Genomic DNA, 17,689 nt, shown 5'->3' on the forward strand with positions numbered 1-17,689 from the left:
ATGACCTTGGCAAGACGCCCGCCCGGGCGAGGTGTGCACACCCGTAACAGACTGCTCGCTAGTCGATCGCCACTCCGCCCTCTTTGACGAGTTTCGCGAATCGGGCTGTCTCTTCCCGGATCTGCCGCGCCATCTCTTCCTGCGTGCCGCCCAGCGGCTCGGCGCCGATGGCCTGCATGCGCTGCGCAAAATCGGGCGAGTGGATGATCTTCACCATCTCGGCGTTGAGGCGCGCGACGATCTCCTTCGGCGTGGCGGCCGGCGCAAGCACGCCGAACCAGGTGCCGATGTCGAAGCCCTTGAGCCCCGCTTCCTCCAGCGTCGGCACGTCGGGCAGCACCGACGAGCGGCGCGCCGTGGTCACGGCCAGCGCGCGCAGCTTGCCGCCCTTGATGTGCTGCAGCACCGGCGTGATGGTGTCGAAGGACATCGCCACCTGGCCGCCGAGCAGGTCGGTGGTGAGCGGGCCGCTGCCCTTGTAGGGCACGTGCAGCAGCGTGGTGCCGGTGCTGGACTGGAACTGCGTGCCGATCAGGTGCTGCGCCGTGCCGTTGCCATTGGAGCCGTAGGCCAGCTTGCCGGGCTCGGCCTTGGCGAGCGCAACCAGTTCGGCCACGTTCTTCGCGGGCGTGTTCGCGGCGTTGATGACCAGCACGTTGGGCACCATGGCCACGACGGTGATCGGCGCCAGGTCTTTCTGGAAGTCGTAGGGCAGCTTCTTGTAGACGCTGGTCGCGATGGTGTGGTGCACCGCCCCCATCAGCAGCGTGTAGCCGTCCGGCTTGGCCTTGGCCACGTAGTCGGCGCCAAGCGTGGCGCCGGCGCCGGGCTTGCTCTCGACCACCACCGGCTGGCCGAGTGACTGCGAAAGCTTGTCAGCCAGCGCGCGCGCCAGCACGTCGGTGGTGCCGCCGGCGGGGAAGGGCACGACGAGGCTGATGGGCCGCGTCGGCCAGTTGGCTGGTGCCTGCTGCGCAAGCGCCAGCGCAGAGGCGCCGAGGCCGAGCGCGAGCGCCGCGGCCCGAAGCACCGTGCGCCGGTGGCGCTGGGGGAAAGAAGCTGCTGTCATGGTGTTGTCTCCGGCTCGTTGTTGTGATGCGCGCATCGAGGCGCGCGGATACCGTCGTGTCGCTCGAATCGGTCAGGCCGCAAGCCGCACGGGCTCGCCGGCAATGTGCGCGCACACCGCGCGCGTCACCTGCTCGGTGGTCGCGCTGCCGCCCAGGTCGCGCGTGTGCAGCGACGGGTTGGCCGTGACGTGCTCCACCGCAGCCATCACGCGGCGCGCGGCCTCGGCCTCGCCCAGGTGCTCGAGCAGCATCACCACCGACCAGAAGGTGCCGACCGGATTGGCCAGCCCCTTGCCCATGATGTCGAAGGCCGAACCGTGGATGGGCTCGAACATCGACGGATAGCGCCGCTCCGGATCGATGTTGCCGGTGGGCGCAATGCCCAGGCTGCCCGCCAGCGCGGCGGCGAGGTCGCTGAGGATGTCGGCGTGCAGGTTGGTGGCGACGATGGTGTCGAGCGAGGCCGGGCGGTTGACCATGCGCGCGGTGCAGGCGTCGACCAGTTCCTTGTCCCAGCTCACGTCGGGGAACTCCTTCGAGATCTGCAGCGCGATCTCGTCCCACATCACCATCGCGTGGCGCTGCGCGTTGCTCTTGGTGACCACGGTGAGCAGCTTGCGCGGCCGCGAACGAGCGAGCTTGAAAGCGAAACGCATGATGCGTTCGACGCCCGCGCGGGTCATCATGCTCACGTCGGTGGCGGCTTCGATGGGGTGGCCCTGGTGCACGCGGCCGCCGACGCCGGCGTACTCGCCCTCGGAGTTCTCGCGCACGATCACCCAGTCGAGCTGGCCCGGAGCGCATCGCTTGAGCGGTCCGTCGATGCCCGGCAGGATGCGCGTGGGCCGCACGTTGGCGTACTGGTCGAAGCCCTGGCAGATCTTCAGGCGCAGGCCCCACAGCGTGATGTGGTCGGGAATGTGCGGGTCGCCCGCGGAGCCGAAAAGAATCGCGTCTTTCTTGCGCAGCGCGTCGAGGCCGTCGGCCGGCATCATCTCGCCGTGCGCGCGGTACCAGTCGCCGCCCCAGCCGAAGTCTTCGAAGCTGAAATGCAGGGCGCCGCCGGAGGCCGCGGCCAGCGCCTCCATCACCTGGCGCCCCGCCGGGATCACTTCCTTGCCGATGCCGTCGCCGGGAATGGTGGCAATGCTGTAGCTGCTCATCGATGTCCTTGTGTGCGCTGTAGTGGTGGTGGCCCACTGTAGGATCCGATGCGCCGAATGATTCACGCCAGAAGTGAATCCATCATTAACCTCAATTCAACAATCGGATCGCTCATGGTTGCTCCGGTCCAGCCCGCCGACCTCGGCTTTTTCTCCTCGCTCGCGGCCTGCGGCAGCCTGAGCGCCGCAGCGCGCGAACTCGGCATCAGCACGCCCGCGGTGAGCAAGCGGCTCGCGCAGATGGAGACGCGCCTGGGCGTGACGCTGGTGAACCGCACCACGCGGCGCATGAGCCTCACGCCCGAGGGCGAGCTCTACGTGGCGCACGCGCGCCGCATCCTCGGCGAGATCGACGACATGGCGCAGCTGCTGGGCGGCGCGAAGGGCGAGGCGCAGGGCCTGCTGCGCGTGAACGCCACGCTGGGTTTCGGCCGCAGCCACGTGGCGCCGCTGATCTCGAAGTTCGCACGCAGGCATCCGCAGGTGGAGGTGCAGCTGCAGCTCTCGGTCAATCCACCGCCGCTGACCGACGACGCCTTCGACGTCTGCATCCGCTTCGGCGCGCCGCCCGAGGCCCGTGTGATCGCGCGGCGCATCGCGTCGAACCGGCGGCTGCTGTGCGCTTCGCCCGCCTACCTGGCGCGCGCCGGGCAGCCCAAGGTGCCCAACGACCTCACGCACCACCGCTGCATCGGCATCCGCCAGGGCGACGAGGCCTATGGCATCTGGCGGCTGAGCACCGGACGCGGCACGGCGCAGCGCACCGAGGCCGTGAAGACGCGCGGTGCGCTCAGCACCAACGACGGCGAAATCGCGGTCAACTGGGCCCTGGACGGCCATGGCATCCTGATGCGCGCCGAGTGGGACATCGCGCGCTACCTGCGCAGCGGCCGGCTGGTGCAGGTGCTGGCCAACTACCGCACGCCCGACGCCGACATCTACGCGGTGTACCCGCAGCGCCACCAGCTGTCGGCACGCGTGCGAACTTTCGTCGACTTCATGGCCGCCGCGCTCGGAAAAGACGACATGCCGCCGAGGGCTTGAGCTTCGATCCGACAAGCGCGGACGGGTGTTTCTGCTACGGTGTTCTGGATCAATCGACACCCGACGAAAGGCCCGCCCATGCCGTCGCGCACGCTGCAGATCCTGCCGCCCGGCTTCATACCGCCGTACCTGCTGAGCCGCCTTGCCGAGCACGCCAGCGCGTCCATCAGCGCGCGTGCAGTGAACACCCTGACGATCGATCGCGAGCACCGCGCGCTGCGCGGCTTCGTGCCGCCAAAGCTTGCCTCGGGCACAGCGAGCACGACAGCCGCGCGGCCACGTCCGGCGCGGCCGAATTCGCCCGAGCGCGCCATCCACGACGCGGCCCGCACGACCACGCTGCCAGGAAAGCTGGTGCGCACCGAGGGCAAGCCCGCCACCGGCGACATCGCGGCCGACGAGGCCTACGACTACCTGGGCGCAACCTGGCGTCTGTACCACGACGTGTACGAGCGCGACTCCATCGACGGCGCGAGCATGCCGCTGACCGGCAGCGTGCACTACGGCAAGGACTACGACAACGCCTTCTGGAACGGCGAGCAGATGGTGTTCGGCGATGGCGACGGCGAGGTCATGAACCGCTTCACCATCGCGGTGGACATCATCGGCCACGAGCTCACGCACGGCGTGATCGACCACGAGGCCGGCCTCGTCTACCAGGGGCAGCCCGGCGCGCTCAACGAATCGATCTGCGACGTGTTCGGCGTGCTCGTCAAGCAGCACTCGCTGCGGCAGACGGCGCAGCAGGCCGACTGGCTGATCGGTGCGGGCCTCTTCATGCCGAGCGTGAGGGCCAAGGCCCTGCGTTCGATGGCCGAGCCCGGCACCGCCTACGACGACCCGGTGATCGGCAAGGACCCGCAGCCGGCGCACATGAAGGACTTCGTCACCACCTCGCAGGACAACGGGGGCGTGCACATCAACTCAGGCATTCCGAACCGCGCCTTCTATCTGGCGGCCATGGCCATCGGCGGGCAGGCATGGGAAACCGCAGGCCGTGTCTGGTACGACGCGGTATGCGACAAGCGCCTGCGCCAGGATGCCGATTTCGAGGCCTTCGCAACGCTCAGCACCGACGTCGCCTCGCGGCGCTTCGGCGCTGGCAGCGCGGTACACAAGGCGGTGGCTGATGCCTGGCAAGGCGTGGGAGTGATTTCGCCATGATCCGCCTGCCGCCACTGGACAAGGCGACCATCGTGCGCGTGACGCGCGAGGGCGGGCTGGCCTACATGCCCGGCCTGTCGCAGCCGCGCAGCTTCCAGCTCGGCGACTGCACCGCCGAACTGCGCCAGCAGATCGGTGACGCGCTGCAGAGCGCGGTGCCGTACGCCGGGCAGGCCGGTGCCACGTTGTCCAGCGGCGACCAGCGCTACTACCGTGTCGAGGTGCTCGTTGAAAGCGCCGGAGAAGACCAGAAGATTTCCGTGAGCTTCGAGGTGCCGGAAGCCGAGGCGCCCGAGGCGCTGGTGCACCTGTGGAAGGACGCGGGCAAGCGCTAGTTGCCCGAGACCACCGTGGCGACCAGCCACACGTTGGCCGCGCTGATCACGCCGAACAAGAGCCAGGCCAGCGACTTCACCACCGGGCCGTTGGCAAAGCCGCCCATCATCGCGCGGCTGCTCGTGAAGCGGATCAGCGGCCACATCGCAAAGGGCAGCTGGAAGCTCAGCACCACCTGGCTGAGCACCAGCATCTTGCCCACGCCACCATCGCCGAACCACCAGACGCCAAGCCAGGCCGGGCCCAACGCCAGCCCGCGCGTGATCAGCCGGCGCTGCCAGCACGGGATCTTCAGGTCGAGAAAACCTTCCATGATGATCTGGCCCGCGATGGTGCCGGTGAAGGTCGAGCTTTGCCCCGACGCCAGCAGCGCAATGCCGAACAGCGTGGCCGCGAAAGCACTGCCGACGATGGGTTCGAGCAGCCGGTAGGCGTCGTCGATCTCGGTCACTTCGCGGTGTCCCGTGGCATGGAAGGCGCTGGCCGCGAGCACCATGATGGCCGCGTTGACCAGCAGCGCGAGCGACAGCGACACCACCGCGTCGAGCGTGCAGAAGCGCACCGCCTCGCGGCGCGCCGAGTCGGTGTCGGCAATCAGCCGGGTCTGCACGATGGACGAATGCAGGTACAGGTTGTGCGGCATCACCGTTGCGCCGACGACGCCGATGGCCAGGTACAGCGCGCCCGGCTGGTGCAGCCGCTCCAGGCTCGGGCCGAAGCCCATCGCCACGCCGAACCAGTTGGGCGGCGCCATCGCCAGCTCGACGACGAAGCAGCCCGCGATGGTGCCGACCAGCCCGAGCACGATGGCCTCGACACGGCGGAAGCCCGCGCCCTGCAGGCCCAGCACCAGCAGCGTGTCGAAGGCCGTGATGGCGATGCCCACCGGAATCGATACGCCGAACAGCAGATGCAGCGCGAGCGCACTGCCCAGCACCTCGGCGAGGTCGCAGGCCACGATGGCCAGCTCGGCGCCGAGCCACAGCAGGCGATTGACACGCGGCGAGTAGTGTTCGCGGCAGGCACGCGCCAGGTCCTTCTGCGCCACGAGCCCCAGCCGCACGCACAGCGTCTGCAGCAGCATCGCCGCGAGGCTCGCGAGCAGCACCACGAACAGCAGGCCGTAGCCGAAGCGAGAGCCGGCCTCGATGTCGGTCGCCCAGTTGCCCGGGTCCATGTAGCCGACCGACACCAGCAGGCCGGGGCCCGCGTAGCGCATCAGCTTCTTGAAGAAAGGCAGGTCTTGCGGGACGGCCACGCTGCCTTTCACTTCGGAAGGGCAGAAGGGCGCAGTGGCCGTGCGGGGCAGCGGGAAGAACATGCGGGCGATGATAGGGACAAGGCCGTGGTGTTGTCGCGGACCGGACCAGCGCGACGGCGCCGAATCTCTTAGATTCGACCGTCCTACTACCTTAGCTACTGGAGACTCTTTCAATGATTCACGTCGTCGCCGTCATCACCGCCAAGCCGGGCCAGCGCGCCAAATTGCTCGAAGCCTTTGCCGCCAATCGCGCGGCCGTGCTGGCCGAGGAGGGCTGCATCGAATACGGCGCCACGGTCGATGCGCAGGGCATCCCGACTTCGAAGGCCAGCTTCGGCCCAGACACTTTCGTGGTCGTCGAGAAATGGCAAACGCTGGCACATCTGCAGGCGCATGCGGTCGCACCGCACATGAAGGCCCACAGCGAGAAGACGAAAGAGTTCACCGAGAGCAAGCTGATCCACGTGCTCGAACCGGTCTGAAGCTGGCCTGAGTTTCCCGCCTTCGCGCGCCGCGCGATGCGTGCTACCGTCGCGCCGGGGAGCAGGCATCGCGGATGCACCATGTATGCATCGCACGGCCGCATGGAGAGAGGGACTGCAGGCATGGCGATCTTTCGTTCGCGAGGTTTCCGCTTGCGCGCCCGGCTCGCGCCCGGCGCACTACTGGCCGCCCTTGTTCTGACCACCGGCTGCGCGCCGTTGCTGGCGCCGCCCTACGCGGCCGACTACGAGACGCTCGACCGCCTCGAGGCCACGCGCCCCGGCCCCGTGGCGCTCGTGAAAGCGCAACCGACCGAGCCGGAAGACAAGGTCAACACCGTGCACCTTCGCAGCGCCAGGCTGCTGTCACCCAGCGGCAGCTTCGCGCAATACCTGCAGGACGCGCTGATGCGCGACCTCAGCGAAATCTCCGTCTACGACCCGAAGGCGCCCACGCGCATCGCGGCGCGCATCCTGGTCAACGAGATCGACCTCGGCGTGATCAACGGCACCGGCCGCATGGACGTCGAAGTCACCGTCACGCGCGAGGGCGCGCAACGCCTGCGCAAGACCTACCGCGCGGAGACCGCCTTCGATTCGAGCTACGCGAGCATCGTCGCCGTGCCGGCCGGACAGGCCGCGTACCCGCGCCTCGTGCGCGCCTTGCTGCGGCAGGTGTATGCCGATCCGCAGTTCGTGGCCGCCATCGGCCGCTGACGTCACAGGCCTGGAGGCGCTTCGATGATGATGTTCTTCTTACTTCCGATGACCGCGATTCGACGTGTTGCGGGCGCGGCACTCGTGGCACTGATGTCATCCATGCTCGCTGGCTGCGTGCATCCGATCACGATGATCACCGAGACCGCGCCGCAGCGTTCGCAGGCGCACCTGATTCAGAAGAAGGTCGCCTACGTGATGACCGATGCCGATCGCGACCTGGAAGTCATCACCCCCGGCGGCAGCGGCGACCGCGTGAGCTACTACCCGTACCGCGACCTGGAGAAGTCGATCCGCGATGCGCTGCGCGCGGTGTACCGCGACGTGGTGGTGCTGCGCACCGCCGGTGACGCGAAGGCGAACGAGGCGGCCGGCGTGTCGCTGGTGTTCGCGCCGCGCATCAAGACCGACTCCAGCTCGTCGTCCCTCATCAGCTGGCCGCCGACCTCGTTCACGGCCGAGGTGTCGTGCGTGGTGACCGATGCTGCCGGCGCCGAGGTCACGCACGTGCGTGCGACGGGCAACGGCACTGCGGAGTTCGGCGAGTTCAAGGGCGACTTCGGATTGGCGGCTCGAAGGGCTGCAACGCGATTGACCTCGCAGCTGAGCAGCGAAATTCGCAGGAACGAGAAGCTGCGATAACGGTGGGCAAGAGCCCAATAAAAAACGCGCCCGAAGGCGCGTTTTTTGCTGAAGCCGCGAAGCCTTACTTCGAAACGACCTTCACCATCTCCAGGCACTTGTTCGAGTAGCCCCATTCGTTGTCGTACCAGCTCACGAGCTTCACGAAGGTGCCGTCGAGCGCGATGCCGGCTTCGGCGTCGAAGATCGAGGTGCGCGGGTCGCCGCGGAAATCGGTGGCCACCACCTTGTCTTCGGTGTAGCCCAGCACGCCCTTGAGCGCGCCTTCGCTCTGTGCCTTCATTTCGGCGCAGATTTCCTTGTACGTGGCTTCCTTCACCAGCTCGACCGTCAGGTCGACCACCGACACGTCGGAGGTCGGCACGCGGAAGCTCATGCCCGTGAGCTTCTTGTTGAGCTCGGGGATCACCACGCCCACGGCCTTGGCAGCGCCGGTGCTCGAGGGAATGATGTTTTCCAGGATGCCGCGGCCGCCGCGCCAGTCCTTGTTGCTCGGGCCGTCCACGGTCTTCTGCGTGGCGGTGGCAGCGTGCACGGTGGTCATCAGGCCGCGCTTGATGCCCCACTTGTCGTTCAGCACCTTGGCCAGCGGGGCCAGGCAGTTGGTGGTGCAGCTTGCGTTGCTGACGATGGCTTCGCCGGCGTACTTCTTGTCGTTCACGCCGTAGACGAACATGGGGGTGTCGTCCTTCGACGGTGCCGACAGAATGACCTTCTTCGCGCCCGCGTCGATGTGCTTCTGCGCCGTTTCCTTGGTGAGGAAGAGGCCGGTCGATTCGAGCACGACGTCGGCGCCGACTTCGTTCCACTTCAGTTGCGCAGGGTCGCGCTCCTGCGTCAGGCGGATCTTCTTGCCGTTCACGATCAGCGTGTTGCCTTCAACCGTGACTTCGCCCTTGAAGCGGCCATGCACCGAGTCGTACTGGAGCATGTAGGCGAGGTAGTCGGGCTCGAGCAAGTCGTTGATGGCAACGATCTCGATGTCGTTCTTGAAGTTCTGCACTGCTGCGCGCAGCACGTTGCGACCGATGCGGCCGAAGCCGTTGATACCGAGTTTGATAGCCATCTGACTTGCTCCTAAGGTTGAAAAACTTGTTTGTCGTGAACCGGCGCGATCAGTCGCGCAATGCGGCTTCCACCGTAGCGGCCACGTTCTCCGCCGTGAATCCGAAGTACTTGAACAGCTCCGGCGCGGGCGCCGATTCGCCGTACGTGTCGATGCCGACGACGGCGGCGCAGCCGTACTTCCACCAGCCGCCGGTGCAGCCCATTTCGACGGCGATGCGCGGCAGCTTCTTCGGCAGCACGGCCTTCTTGTAGGCGAGGTCCTGGCGGTCGAAGGTGGTGGTCGAGGGCATCGACACCACGCGCACGGCGATCTTCTTGTCGGCCAGCAGCTTCTGCGCGGCAATCGCGAGCTGCACTTCCGAACCGGTGGCGATGATCACGGCCACGGTCTTCTTGTTCTTCAGGCCGACGGCTTCCGGCTCGGACAGCACGTAGGCGCCACGGCTGATGTCGCCCAGCTCCGACTTCGCCGCGTAGGCGATGTTCTGGCGGCTCAGCAGCAGCGCCGTGGGGCGCGACTGGTTCTGCAGCGCCACGGCCCAGGCCACGGCAGTTTCCGCCGTGTCGCCCGGACGCCAGACGTCGAGGTTCGGAATGAGGCGCAGCGAGGCGGCGTGCTCGATCGACTGGTGCGTCGGGCCGTCTTCGCCCAGGCCGATGGAGTCGTGCGTGAACACGTGCACCACGCGGCGCTTCATCAGCGCGGCCATGCGGATGGCGTTGCGGCTGTAGTCGCTGAAGGTGAGGAAGGTGCCGCCGTAGGGGATGTAGCCGCCGTGCAGCGACACGCCGTTCATGATGGCGGCCATGCCGAATTCGCGCACGCCGTAGTTGATGTGGCGGCCGATCTGGCCTTCGGGGTGCTGTTCGGTGGGCTCGGTGCGGACCACGGCGCCGGTCTTCGAATCGAAGCGCAGAGCGGCGGTGCTCTTGGTGTTGGTGAGGTTCGAGCCGGTCAGGTCGGCGCTGCCGCCGAGCATTTCGGGCAGCGCGGCCGTGAAGGCTTCGAGCGCGAGCTGGCTGGCCTTGCGGCTGGCCACGGTCTCTGCCTTGGTGTGGGCGGCGACCACGGTGTCGAAGGCGACCTGGTGGAAGTCCTTGGGCAGCTCGCCCTTCATGCGGCGGGTGAACTCGGCGGCGAGTTCGGGGAACGCGGCGCCGTAAGCGGCGATCTTGTCGTTCCACGCAGCTTCGGTCTTGGCGCCGGCTTCCTTGTGGTCCCAGTCGGCGTACACCTCGGCCGGGATCTCGAAGGCCGGGTAGTGCCAGTCGATGGCGTCGCGCGTGAGCTTGATTTCTTCGGCGCCGAGCGCCTCGCCGTGCGCCTTGGCGGTACCGGCGCGGTTCGGGCTGCCCTTGCCGATGACGGTCTTGCAGTTGATCAGCGTGGGCTTGTCGGTCGACTGCTTGGCCTTGGCGATGGCCTTGGACACTTCGGCGGCGTCGTTGCCGTCGATCGGGCCGATCACGTGCCAGCCATAGGCGTGGAAGCGTTCGGCGACGTTGTCGATGTACCAGGGCTTGACCTGGCCGTCGATGCTGATGCCGTTGTCGTCGTACAGCGCGATCAGCTTGTTCAGGTGCCAGGCGCCGGCGAGCGCGCAGGCTTCGTGGCTGATGCCTTCCATCATGCAGCCGTCGCCCAGGAAGGCGTAGGTGTGATGGTCGACCACGTCGTGGTCCTTGCGGTTGAACTCGGCGGCGAGCAGCTTCTCGGCCAGCGCGAAGCCCACGGCATTGGTGATGCCCTGGCCCAGCGGGCCGGTGGTGGTTTCCACGCCCGGGGTCACGTCGACTTCAGGGTGGCCGGCGGTCTTGCTGTGCAGCTGGCGGAAGTTCTTGAGCTCGCCGATGGGCAGGTCGTAGCCGGTGAGGTGCAGCACCGAGTACAGCAGCATCGAGGCGTGGCCGTTCGACAGCACGAAGCGGTCGCGGTCGAACCAATGCGGGTTCGCGGGGTTGTAGCGCAGGTGTTCGCCCCAGAGTGCGACGGCCATGTCGGCCATGCCCATCGGTGCGCCCGGATGTCCGGAATTTGCTTGTTGGACGGCATCCATAGCCAGAGCGCGGATTGCGTTGGCCATCAGGGCGTGGTTTGCCATGTGCGGTGGACTTTCGGAGGGAAAAGGGAGGATTGGGGTCGGGAGAACCCGCGATTTTACCGGGCGAGCCCAGACCGGCCCCGATACGGCCTGAACACCCTTCCGATGTTCTTGTGCGGCGGGCGGACTGCTAGAGTTGCCACCCATGCATGGGCTGCACCTCACCGCCGACCTTCACGACTGCCAATGCGGCCTTCAATGGCTCACCGACGGCCCCGCCTTGGGGGCGGTCTGCATCAAGGCGGTGTCGGCCGCGGGACTGCAGGCGGTGGGCAAGATAGTTCACTCCTTTCCCGCCACGCCGCAGGGGCCGGGCGGCGTCACGGCCACGGTGCTGCTGGCCGAATCGCACCTGTGCATCCACACCTGGCCCGAGCAGCGCGGCGTGACGCTCGACGTGTACGTCTGCAACTTCGGCGGCGACCATTCGGCCAAGGCACATGCGCTGATGGAGTGCCTGGTGTCGCTGTTCCAGCCCCTTCATAGCGAACGCAACGAGCTGCAGCGCGGCCGGGTCTCGGCGTGAGTGCGGTGACCTCGGTGCGGGCGATGATCCTGGCCGCCGGGCGCGGCGAGCGCATGCGGCCGCTGACCGACGCCACGCCCAAGCCCCTGCTCGAAGTGCGCGGCAAGCCCCTGATGCAGTGGCCGATGGAGGCGCTGGCCGCCGGCGGGTTCACCGAGCTGGTGGTCAACACCGACTGGCTCGGCGCGCAGATTTCTGACAGATTCGGCCTGACTCCCTTGCTGGATGGGCGTATTGCGCTATCAATTTCATACTCCGACGAGGGCCGCGACTTCGGCGGCGCACTCGAAACGGCCGGCGGCATCGTCCGTGCGCTGCCCCTGCTCGGCGACGTGTTCTGGGTCGCGGCCGGCGACGTGTTCGCGCCGGATTTCGCCTTCTCGCAGGCCTCGGTCGACCGTTTCATCGCCAGCGGCAAGCTCGCGCACCTGTGGCTGGTGCCGAACCCGGTGCACAACCTGAAGGGCGATTTCGGCCTCTCGGCGGACGGCCTCGCGCTCAACACCGCGCCCGAGAAGTTCACCTTCTCGACCATCGGCCTCTACCGCGCCGCGCTCTTCGCACCGCCGTACTGCGACATCCCCCCCGGCAACCCGGCCGGCCGCAAAGCCCCATTGGCGCCGATCCTGCGCGCCGCGATGGACAATGAACTCGTGAGCGCCGAGCTCTACACCGGCCCCTGGACCGATGTGGGCACCCCCGAACGACTCGCCCAACTGAACACCACGCCAAGATGACTTCAGCAGCAGCCTCCACGACGACGATCTACGCCGAGCGCCGCGCGCGCCTCGCCTCGCAACTGGGCAAGGATGGCATCGCGATCATCCCGACCGCGCCCGAGCGCCCGCGTAACCGCGACACCGACTTCCTGTACCGCCACGACAGCTACTTCTATTACCTGACCGGCTTCACCGAGCCCAACGCCTGGCTGGTGCTGGCGGGCGACGGCCGCGCCACGCTGTTCTGCGCGCCGAAAGACCTGGAGCGCGAGATCTGGGACGGCTACCGCCTCGGCCCCGACGCGGCGCCCGCGGCACTCGGCGTCGACGAGGCCTTTTCTGTTACCGACCTCGACGCGAAGCTGCCCAAGCTGCTCGAGAACCGCTCGACCGTGTGGTTCCCGTTCGCCATCCACAAGGGCCTGGAGACCCGCATCGACGGCTGGCTGCAGTCGGTGCGCGCCCGCGTGCGCTACGGCGCGCTGTGCCCCGAGGAACAGCGCGACCTGTGCGGCCCGCTCGACGAAATGCGCCTGATCAAGGACGCGCACGAGCAGGACATCATGCGCCGCGCCGCGCAGATCAGCGCCCGTGCGCACATCCGCGCGATGCAGCTGTCGGCCCGCATGCTGCGCGAGGGCAAGGATGCGCGCGAGTACCACCTCGACGCCGAGCTGCTGCATGAATTCCGCCTCGGAGGCTCGCAGTACCCGGCCTACTACTCCATCGTCGCAGCCGGCGCCAATGCCTGCGTGCTGCACTACCGCGCCGATGCGGCGCCGGTGCGCAAGGGCGAACTGGTGCTGATCGACGCGGGCTGCGAACTCGACGGCTATGCCAGCGACATCACGCGCACCTTTCCGGGCGACGGCAAGTTCAGCGGCCCGCAGCGCGCGCTGTACGACCTGGTGCTGGCCAGCCAGGACGCCGCGGCCGCCGCCACCAAAGCCGGCAACCGCTTCACCGACCCGCACGACGCCGCGGTGAAGGTGCTGGCGCAGGGCATGCTCGACTTCGGCCTGCTCGATGCCAACAAGGTCGGCGGCGTGCAGGACGTGATCGACTCGCGCGCCTACTTCCAGTTCTACATGCACCGCACCGGCCACTGGCTCGGCATGGACGTGCACGACTGCGGCAGCTACGTCGAGCCCACCCAGGTCGGCGAGGTGAGCGAACGGAAAGATCCGCTGTCGAACGAGGTCATCAAGAACCGGCCCAGCCGCATCCTGCATCCCGGCATGGTGCTGACGCTGGAACCCGGCATCTACGTGCGGCCCGCCGACGGCGTGCCGGAGCAGTTCCACAACATCGGCATCCGCATCGAGGACGACGCGATCGTCACGGCCACCGGCTGCGAGCTCATTTCTCGCGGCGTGCCCGTGAAGGCGGACGAGATCGAGGCGCTGATGCGGGCCTGACGCCCGGACGCCATGAACGTCCAGCCGCTGGCCGCCCGCTACGCCATCGAAACGACGCCCGGCGGCGGGCTTCGGGCCGTGGTGCCCGCGCGCAAGCACTGGCTGCTTCTGCTCTTCATGTGCGTGTGGCTGACTGGCTGGTGCTTCGGCGAGTTCACGGCCGCGAACCAGCTGCTGCACCCGACCCGCCACGACACCGACCGGTGGTTCCTCACGCTCTGGCTCACGGGTTGGACCCTCGGTGGTGCGTGGGCATTCTTCTGCGTGCTGTGGCAGGTCTTCGGCCGCGAACTCATTTCGGTCGAAGAAGGGTCGCTGGTTCATCGCGTCGAAATCTGGGGCCTGGGGCGCACGCGCGCCTATGCGGTCCATGCGATTTCGCGCCTGCGGGTCGTCGAGTTCTCGTTCGATATCTTCCGCAATCAACGCGCCGCGATGCCGCCGCTGTTCGGCGCGGGCATGGGACCGATTGCGTTCGACTACGGGCAGCGCACCTTCAGGATCGCGCCTTCGCTCGACGAGGCCGAAGCCCGTTCACTGGTCACGATTTTGGCCGAGCGGTTGCCGCGCGCTGTGCGCGAGCTGTAGCGGGCTGGCGCGATCGCGGTGCCGACGCGTTCCTGACGGCCCGCTGCGACACCGGCGGCGGCGCATGCCGCGCCTGCAGGAAGTCGATGAACACCCGCAGCTTGCGCGGCATCTGCGCACGGCTGGGGTAGTACAGGTAGAAGCCCGGAAAGGTCGGCCACCAGGGCTCCAGCAGCGGCACCAGCTTGCCGCTTGCAAAGTCGTCGCGCACCGCGCCCTCGAAAGACGTTGCAATGCCCGCGCCCGAGCGCGCGGCGGCCAGCAGCAGGTCGCTGTCGTTGCTGACCAGCGGGCCGGCGAGTTCGACGTCCAGCACGCGCCCGTCCTGCGCGTATTCCCAGCGATAGATGCCGCCCGTGGTCAGGCGGTAGTTCAGGCACTGGTGCTCGCGCAGGTCTTCGGGTGTGCGTGGCAGCTTGCGTCCCTTCAGGTAGCTGGGCGCCGCGTAGGTCACCATGCGCACCGGCCCGCCCACCGGCACAGCGATCACGTCCTGCGCCAGGCTTTCGCCGAGGCGGATGCCGGCATCGAAGCCACCTTCCACGAGATCGACCATGCGGTTGTCGCAGACGAACTCGAGCGTGATGTCCGGGTAGGCGGCGGCGAACGCGCCGAAGTGCGGAAAGAAGAGCAGCTCGGCCGCCACGCGCGAGACATTCAGGCGCAGCAGGCCTGCCGGCTTGTCGCGCGCCTCGTCGATGCCTTCGACCGCCTGCGCGAGCGCGGCCAGCGCGGGCTGCGCACCCTCGAGAAACTGCTGGCCCAGCTCCGTCACGCCGACGCGGCGCGTGGTGCGGTCGAGCAGGCGCACGCCGAGCTTCTGTTCGAGCGTGCGCATGGTCTGCGAGAGGGCCGAGGGCGACACGCCCAGCTCCTGCGCGGCGCGCGTGAAGCTGGCGTGGTGCGCCACGCGGGCGAAGGCGGCAATGGCGGGCAGGAGCTCGGGGGACATGGCGGCCATTATGAAGACGGGCTTCACAAAGAAGCCATGGCCGCCGCGCTGCTAGCTCATGCGTCGAAGCGCACGATGAGCTGCGTTCCCGTATAGGTCGGCGTGACCTTGAAGCCCGGCGCGTTGATGGCTGAAAAGCGGCCGGTCAGCGCGCCGCTGCTGATGACCGTGAGCGTGTCGCCTGCGCTGGGCGCAAAGCCGGGCTTGAAGCTCAGGGTCAGCGTTCCGTCCAGCGCGGCCACGCCGGCCACGCTCAGGCGGCCGGCACCATTGCCGCCGAGATTCAGCTGCAGCGTCGTGCCTGCCAGCTGCGTGTAGGCGCCCGCCATCGTGACCGCCGAAGGCGCATTGCAGACCAGCGTGCCGCCACCGACGTAGACATTGCCCTTGCCGAAGGCCGCGGCAGCGTCCGCCTGCAGCGTGCCTTCTGCGAGCTGCGTGCCGCCTGCGTAGCTGTTGCTGCCGCCGAGCGCGAGCGTGCCGCTGCCCTTCTTGGTGAGCTTGCCGGCGCCGGAGATGTTGTTGCGCCAGCTGTCCAGCGCATTGAAGCCGCCGAGGCTGGCGTCCATGGTCACGACCACGTCGCCGTTGAAGACGCCATAGCCGTCGGCTGCGTCGAACAGGTTGAGGCGGCCCCAGCCTTCGGGGTCGTCCATCACCGGGTAGCCCGAAGCCACCGCCGTGGTCTTGAGCACTACGCGGCGCTGGGTGGCGTCGAGGTAGGGCAGGCGCGTTTCGAGCAGCACTTCGGCGCCCTTGGGCACCACGGCCGGCTTGGTCGCATCGGCCACCTGCTTGAAACCGAAGGTCAGGCGGCGCAGGTAATCGGCCTTGCTCGCGGCATGGTCGGCAAAGCGGTCGGCCGCGGTGCCTTGCGAATGGGCAAAGCTGTTGAAGGCGGTTGCATCGCTCGCGCCCACGGCGGCCATCAGCACGGACTGCGCCTGCGTGTAGGCCGCGCTCTTGCGCGCGGCGTTGGCGCCGGTGGAAAGACTCGCTGTCGCCACGGCCTGCCCGTGCAGTCGCCCACCGACCACGTCCAGCGGCGAATGCATGCCCGCAAGAATCCGGTTCTCTCCGAGTTCGAGGCCGCGCGCCACCATTTCCTGGAAGCGCTGCGGCACGACGTAGGCGGAGGCGATGGCATCGCGCACCGCCTCGGCCGTGTGGCCGCTCACGAAGCCGCCGTCGGTGGCGGGCGTGCCGCTCTTGGCGGGCTCCAGCGCGGGCACCACCTTCACGCTGCTGCTCCAGCGCCAGGGACGCGCGTATTTGTAGAAGCGCTTGGCGGGCTCGGTGGAGCCGTTCTCGCCGATGTTCTTGAGCAGGTCGACCACCGTGCCGAAGGCCGGGTTCGCGGCACCGGCCACGCCCACATCGTTGCCGCCGTCGTTATAGAGCACCGTGGTGGCGTCCGGTGCGATGCCGTTGATGGTGGTGACCTGCTGCGTGGCTGTGCGCCAGGCGTTGGTGAGTGGACCCATGCCGTCGCTGATGCTGTAGCCCTTGCCGCGGCGGTCGTCCAGGTAGGCGGCCAGCTCCTGCGCGCTGGTGCGCGCATTGGTGACGTCGACGACGTACTGGATATTGCTGTTCAACACCCCGCTGTTGAGGATCTTGCCGTCGGTCGCGTCGCCCGGAATGCCGCTCCACGTGGATGCAACGACTGCCGGAAAGCTGCCCTGTGCAGGGGCCGACACGCCTGCATCGACCAGCAGCGTGCTGGGCTGCCAGAAGTCGAGGAAGCCGGCCACCACGCGCACGCCGGCATTGGTTTCCTTGGTCGCGTAGCGCGCATCGCCGCGCTGGTTGGTCGCGACGTTGTCGACGAAGGGTGGGATGGCGACCGCATCGGGCACGGGCGCGGTGTCGGTGAAGCCCAGGTCCTTTGGCGGGCCAGCCACCACGACGGCGGGCGGATTCGTGGTTGCCGGCGGCGTGCCAGTGATGGGAAACGAGGCGCCGCCGTCGCTGCCTCCTCCGCATGCCGAGAGGCACAGGGCCGCGACAAGAGTGATGGCGAAGGGGCGGCTGAAAGACGAAAGGGGCGACATGGCGAAATGGATGGAAAGATTGAAAACGCAAGCGAACCGGACCAGTCGTCCGATGCAGCCCGCGCAATCTATCCACGCAACAAGTCGTTTTTATTAATAATCATCTGGCCGAGGGCACAGGTAGGGTCCTGAGCCAGTTAACAAGAGCCCGCCCGGGTCATTTCCCAGCCCATGCCCACCATCCTGCTGATCGACATCACGCCATGTTCCGCGAGGGCCTGCGCAACGCCGACATCGCGCAGCGGCTGAGCACCACCGAGCGAACCGTGAAGGCGCATATCTCGGCCATCTTCGCCGGGCTCGAGGTGAGCAGCCGCATCCAGGCCGTGATCGTGGCCCGCCGTGCCGGGCTCCTGGGCCGCCGCCCTCGCTAGTTTGTGTTA

At 67.7% G+C, this 17,689-nt stretch carries 18 protein-coding genes; 11 read left to right on the top strand and 7 right to left on the bottom strand.

The features are described from left to right. Positions 1-58: 58 nt before the first annotated feature. Both BLW48_RS10695 and BLW48_RS10700 read right to left on the bottom strand, forming a co-directional pair. The gene (locus tag BLW48_RS10695; RefSeq protein ID WP_093174553.1) at positions 59-1,069 is read right to left on the bottom strand and encodes a tripartite tricarboxylate transporter substrate binding protein; all 1,011 of its coding nucleotides are present in this window, start codon (positions 1,067-1,069) and stop codon (positions 59-61) included. 72 nt (positions 1,070-1,141) lie between these two features. Next, positions 1,142-2,233, bottom strand: a complete 1,092-nt coding sequence (locus BLW48_RS10700) for a tartrate dehydrogenase (RefSeq protein WP_093055082.1) — start codon at positions 2,231-2,233, stop codon at positions 1,142-1,144. 114 nt (positions 2,234-2,347) lie between these two features. Between BLW48_RS10700 and BLW48_RS10705 the strand changes: the two genes are divergently transcribed. The 3 genes from BLW48_RS10705 (at position 2,348) to BLW48_RS10715 (ending at position 4,776) form a co-directional block, all read left to right on the top strand. Continuing rightward, complete coding sequence (locus BLW48_RS10705) at positions 2,348-3,277, top strand: LysR family transcriptional regulator (protein WP_093055080.1); 930 nt, start codon at positions 2,348-2,350, stop codon at positions 3,275-3,277. A 78-nt stretch (positions 3,278-3,355) separates the two neighbouring features. Continuing rightward, a complete protein-coding gene (locus tag BLW48_RS10710; RefSeq protein ID WP_093174555.1) occupies positions 3,356-4,441 on the top strand; it encodes a M4 family metallopeptidase in 1,086 nt (361 codons plus the stop codon). Next, positions 4,438-4,776 carry a protealysin inhibitor emfourin gene (locus tag BLW48_RS10715; RefSeq protein ID WP_093174557.1) on the top strand — a complete coding sequence of 113 codons (339 nt, stop codon included), beginning with the start codon at positions 4,438-4,440 and terminating at the stop codon, positions 4,774-4,776. Before BLW48_RS10710 ends, BLW48_RS10715 begins: the two co-directional genes overlap by 4 nt. Here the strand turns inward: BLW48_RS10715 and BLW48_RS10720 are convergent. After that, positions 4,773-6,098, bottom strand: a complete 1,326-nt coding sequence (locus tag BLW48_RS10720; RefSeq protein WP_093174559.1) for an Nramp family divalent metal transporter — start codon at positions 6,096-6,098, stop codon at positions 4,773-4,775. The genes BLW48_RS10715 and BLW48_RS10720 overlap by 4 nt on opposite strands. A gap of 113 nt (positions 6,099-6,211) precedes the next feature. Between BLW48_RS10720 and BLW48_RS10725 the strand changes: the two genes are divergently transcribed. From BLW48_RS10725 to BLW48_RS10735, 3 genes are all read left to right on the top strand, one after another. Then, the gene (locus BLW48_RS10725) at positions 6,212-6,520 is read left to right on the top strand and encodes a putative quinol monooxygenase (protein WP_093055072.1); all 309 of its coding nucleotides are present in this window, start codon (positions 6,212-6,214) and stop codon (positions 6,518-6,520) included. 123 nt (positions 6,521-6,643) lie between these two features. Continuing rightward, a complete protein-coding gene (locus BLW48_RS10730; RefSeq protein WP_093174561.1) occupies positions 6,644-7,237 on the top strand; it encodes a YajG family lipoprotein in 594 nt (197 codons plus the stop codon). A gap of 93 nt (positions 7,238-7,330) precedes the next feature. Beyond that, on the top strand, positions 7,331-7,879 hold the full coding sequence (locus BLW48_RS10735) for a hypothetical protein (RefSeq protein WP_256330751.1): 549 nt from the start codon (positions 7,331-7,333) through the stop codon (positions 7,877-7,879). Positions 7,880-7,943: 64 nt separating this feature from the next. On the opposite strand, the gene gap is transcribed toward BLW48_RS10735, so the two are convergent. Both gap and tkt read right to left on the bottom strand, forming a co-directional pair. Continuing rightward, positions 7,944-8,945 (bottom strand): type I glyceraldehyde-3-phosphate dehydrogenase, encoded by a 1,002-nt coding sequence (gene gap / locus BLW48_RS10740; RefSeq protein WP_093076388.1) that lies wholly within the window; start codon positions 8,943-8,945, stop codon positions 7,944-7,946. Positions 8,946-8,994: 49 nt separating this feature from the next. Beyond that, positions 8,995-11,049 carry a transketolase gene (gene tkt / locus BLW48_RS10745; protein ID WP_093174563.1) on the bottom strand — a complete coding sequence of 685 codons (2,055 nt, stop codon included), beginning with the start codon at positions 11,047-11,049 and terminating at the stop codon, positions 8,995-8,997. A gap of 145 nt (positions 11,050-11,194) precedes the next feature. On the opposite strand from tkt, the gene speD reads away from it, so the two are divergent. The 4 genes from speD to BLW48_RS10765 are packed head-to-tail and all read left to right on the top strand — an operon-like array spanning position 11,195 to position 14,300. After that, on the top strand, positions 11,195-11,575 hold the full coding sequence (gene speD / locus BLW48_RS10750) for an adenosylmethionine decarboxylase (protein WP_093174565.1): 381 nt from the start codon (positions 11,195-11,197) through the stop codon (positions 11,573-11,575). Positions 11,576-11,598: 23 nt separating this feature from the next. Further along, complete coding sequence (locus BLW48_RS10755) at positions 11,599-12,312, top strand: nucleotidyltransferase family protein (RefSeq protein WP_093174923.1); 714 nt, start codon at positions 11,599-11,601, stop codon at positions 12,310-12,312. Beyond that, positions 12,309-13,712 (top strand): aminopeptidase P N-terminal domain-containing protein, encoded by a 1,404-nt coding sequence (locus tag BLW48_RS10760; RefSeq protein WP_093174567.1) that lies wholly within the window; start codon positions 12,309-12,311, stop codon positions 13,710-13,712. Before BLW48_RS10755 ends, BLW48_RS10760 begins: the two co-directional genes overlap by 4 nt. 12 nt (positions 13,713-13,724) lie before the next feature. Continuing rightward, positions 13,725-14,300 carry a hypothetical protein gene (locus BLW48_RS10765; protein WP_093174569.1) on the top strand — a complete coding sequence of 192 codons (576 nt, stop codon included), beginning with the start codon at positions 13,725-13,727 and terminating at the stop codon, positions 14,298-14,300. Here BLW48_RS10765 and BLW48_RS10770 read toward each other — a convergent pair. Together BLW48_RS10770 and BLW48_RS10775 are read right to left on the bottom strand one after the other, a co-directional pair. Continuing rightward, on the bottom strand, positions 14,254-15,252 hold the full coding sequence (locus tag BLW48_RS10770) for a LysR family transcriptional regulator (RefSeq protein ID WP_093174925.1): 999 nt from the start codon (positions 15,250-15,252) through the stop codon (positions 14,254-14,256). The genes BLW48_RS10765 and BLW48_RS10770 overlap by 47 nt on opposite strands. Positions 15,253-15,308: 56 nt before the next feature. Then, the gene (locus BLW48_RS10775; RefSeq protein WP_093174571.1) at positions 15,309-17,306 is read right to left on the bottom strand and encodes a phosphatase PAP2 family protein; all 1,998 of its coding nucleotides are present in this window, start codon (positions 17,304-17,306) and stop codon (positions 15,309-15,311) included. A gap of 203 nt (positions 17,307-17,509) precedes the next feature. Here BLW48_RS10775 and BLW48_RS10780 point away from each other — a divergent pair, with 203 nt between their 5' ends. Next, positions 17,510-17,680, top strand: coding sequence for a response regulator transcription factor (locus BLW48_RS10780; RefSeq protein ID WP_093174573.1), 171 nt, complete (start codon positions 17,510-17,512; stop codon positions 17,678-17,680). Positions 17,681-17,689 lie beyond the last annotated feature (9 nt).

The organism is Variovorax sp. YR266, assembly GCF_900107295.1.
Lineage (GTDB): Bacteria > Pseudomonadota > Gammaproteobacteria > Burkholderiales > Burkholderiaceae_C > Variovorax.

What these genes read in the sequence shown, in the direction of transcription:
- BLW48_RS10715 (WP_093174557.1), top strand. Translation starts at nt 4,438, where the DNA reads ATGATCCGCCTGCCGCCACTGGACAAGGCGACCATCGTGCGCGTGACG.
- tkt (WP_093174563.1), bottom strand. Translation starts at nt 11,049, where the DNA reads ATGGCAAACCACGCCCTGATGGCCAACGCAATCCGCGCTCTGGCTATG.
- BLW48_RS10720 (WP_093174559.1), bottom strand. Translation starts at nt 6,098, where the DNA reads ATGTTCTTCCCGCTGCCCCGCACGGCCACTGCGCCCTTCTGCCCTTCC.
- speD (WP_093174565.1), top strand. Translation starts at nt 11,195, where the DNA reads ATGCATGGGCTGCACCTCACCGCCGACCTTCACGACTGCCAATGCGGC.
- BLW48_RS10700 (WP_093055082.1), bottom strand. Translation starts at nt 2,233, where the DNA reads ATGAGCAGCTACAGCATTGCCACCATTCCCGGCGACGGCATCGGCAAG.
- BLW48_RS10775 (WP_093174571.1), bottom strand. Translation starts at nt 17,306, where the DNA reads ATGTCGCCCCTTTCGTCTTTCAGCCGCCCCTTCGCCATCACTCTTGTC.
- BLW48_RS10695 (WP_093174553.1), bottom strand. Translation starts at nt 1,069, where the DNA reads ATGACAGCAGCTTCTTTCCCCCAGCGCCACCGGCGCACGGTGCTTCGG.
- BLW48_RS10705 (WP_093055080.1), top strand. Translation starts at nt 2,348, where the DNA reads ATGGTTGCTCCGGTCCAGCCCGCCGACCTCGGCTTTTTCTCCTCGCTC.
- BLW48_RS10780 (WP_093174573.1), top strand. Translation starts at nt 17,510, where the DNA reads ATGTTCCGCGAGGGCCTGCGCAACGCCGACATCGCGCAGCGGCTGAGC.
- BLW48_RS10730 (WP_093174561.1), top strand. Translation starts at nt 6,644, where the DNA reads ATGGCGATCTTTCGTTCGCGAGGTTTCCGCTTGCGCGCCCGGCTCGCG.
- BLW48_RS10735 (WP_256330751.1), top strand. Translation starts at nt 7,331, where the DNA reads ATGTCATCCATGCTCGCTGGCTGCGTGCATCCGATCACGATGATCACC.
- BLW48_RS10765 (WP_093174569.1), top strand. Translation starts at nt 13,725, where the DNA reads ATGAACGTCCAGCCGCTGGCCGCCCGCTACGCCATCGAAACGACGCCC.
- gap (WP_093076388.1), bottom strand. Translation starts at nt 8,945, where the DNA reads ATGGCTATCAAACTCGGTATCAACGGCTTCGGCCGCATCGGTCGCAAC.
- BLW48_RS10760 (WP_093174567.1), top strand. Translation starts at nt 12,309, where the DNA reads ATGACTTCAGCAGCAGCCTCCACGACGACGATCTACGCCGAGCGCCGC.
- BLW48_RS10710 (WP_093174555.1), top strand. Translation starts at nt 3,356, where the DNA reads ATGCCGTCGCGCACGCTGCAGATCCTGCCGCCCGGCTTCATACCGCCG.
- BLW48_RS10770 (WP_093174925.1), bottom strand. Translation starts at nt 15,252, where the DNA reads ATGTCCCCCGAGCTCCTGCCCGCCATTGCCGCCTTCGCCCGCGTGGCG.
- BLW48_RS10725 (WP_093055072.1), top strand. Translation starts at nt 6,212, where the DNA reads ATGATTCACGTCGTCGCCGTCATCACCGCCAAGCCGGGCCAGCGCGCC.
- BLW48_RS10755 (WP_093174923.1), top strand. Translation starts at nt 11,599, where the DNA reads ATGATCCTGGCCGCCGGGCGCGGCGAGCGCATGCGGCCGCTGACCGAC.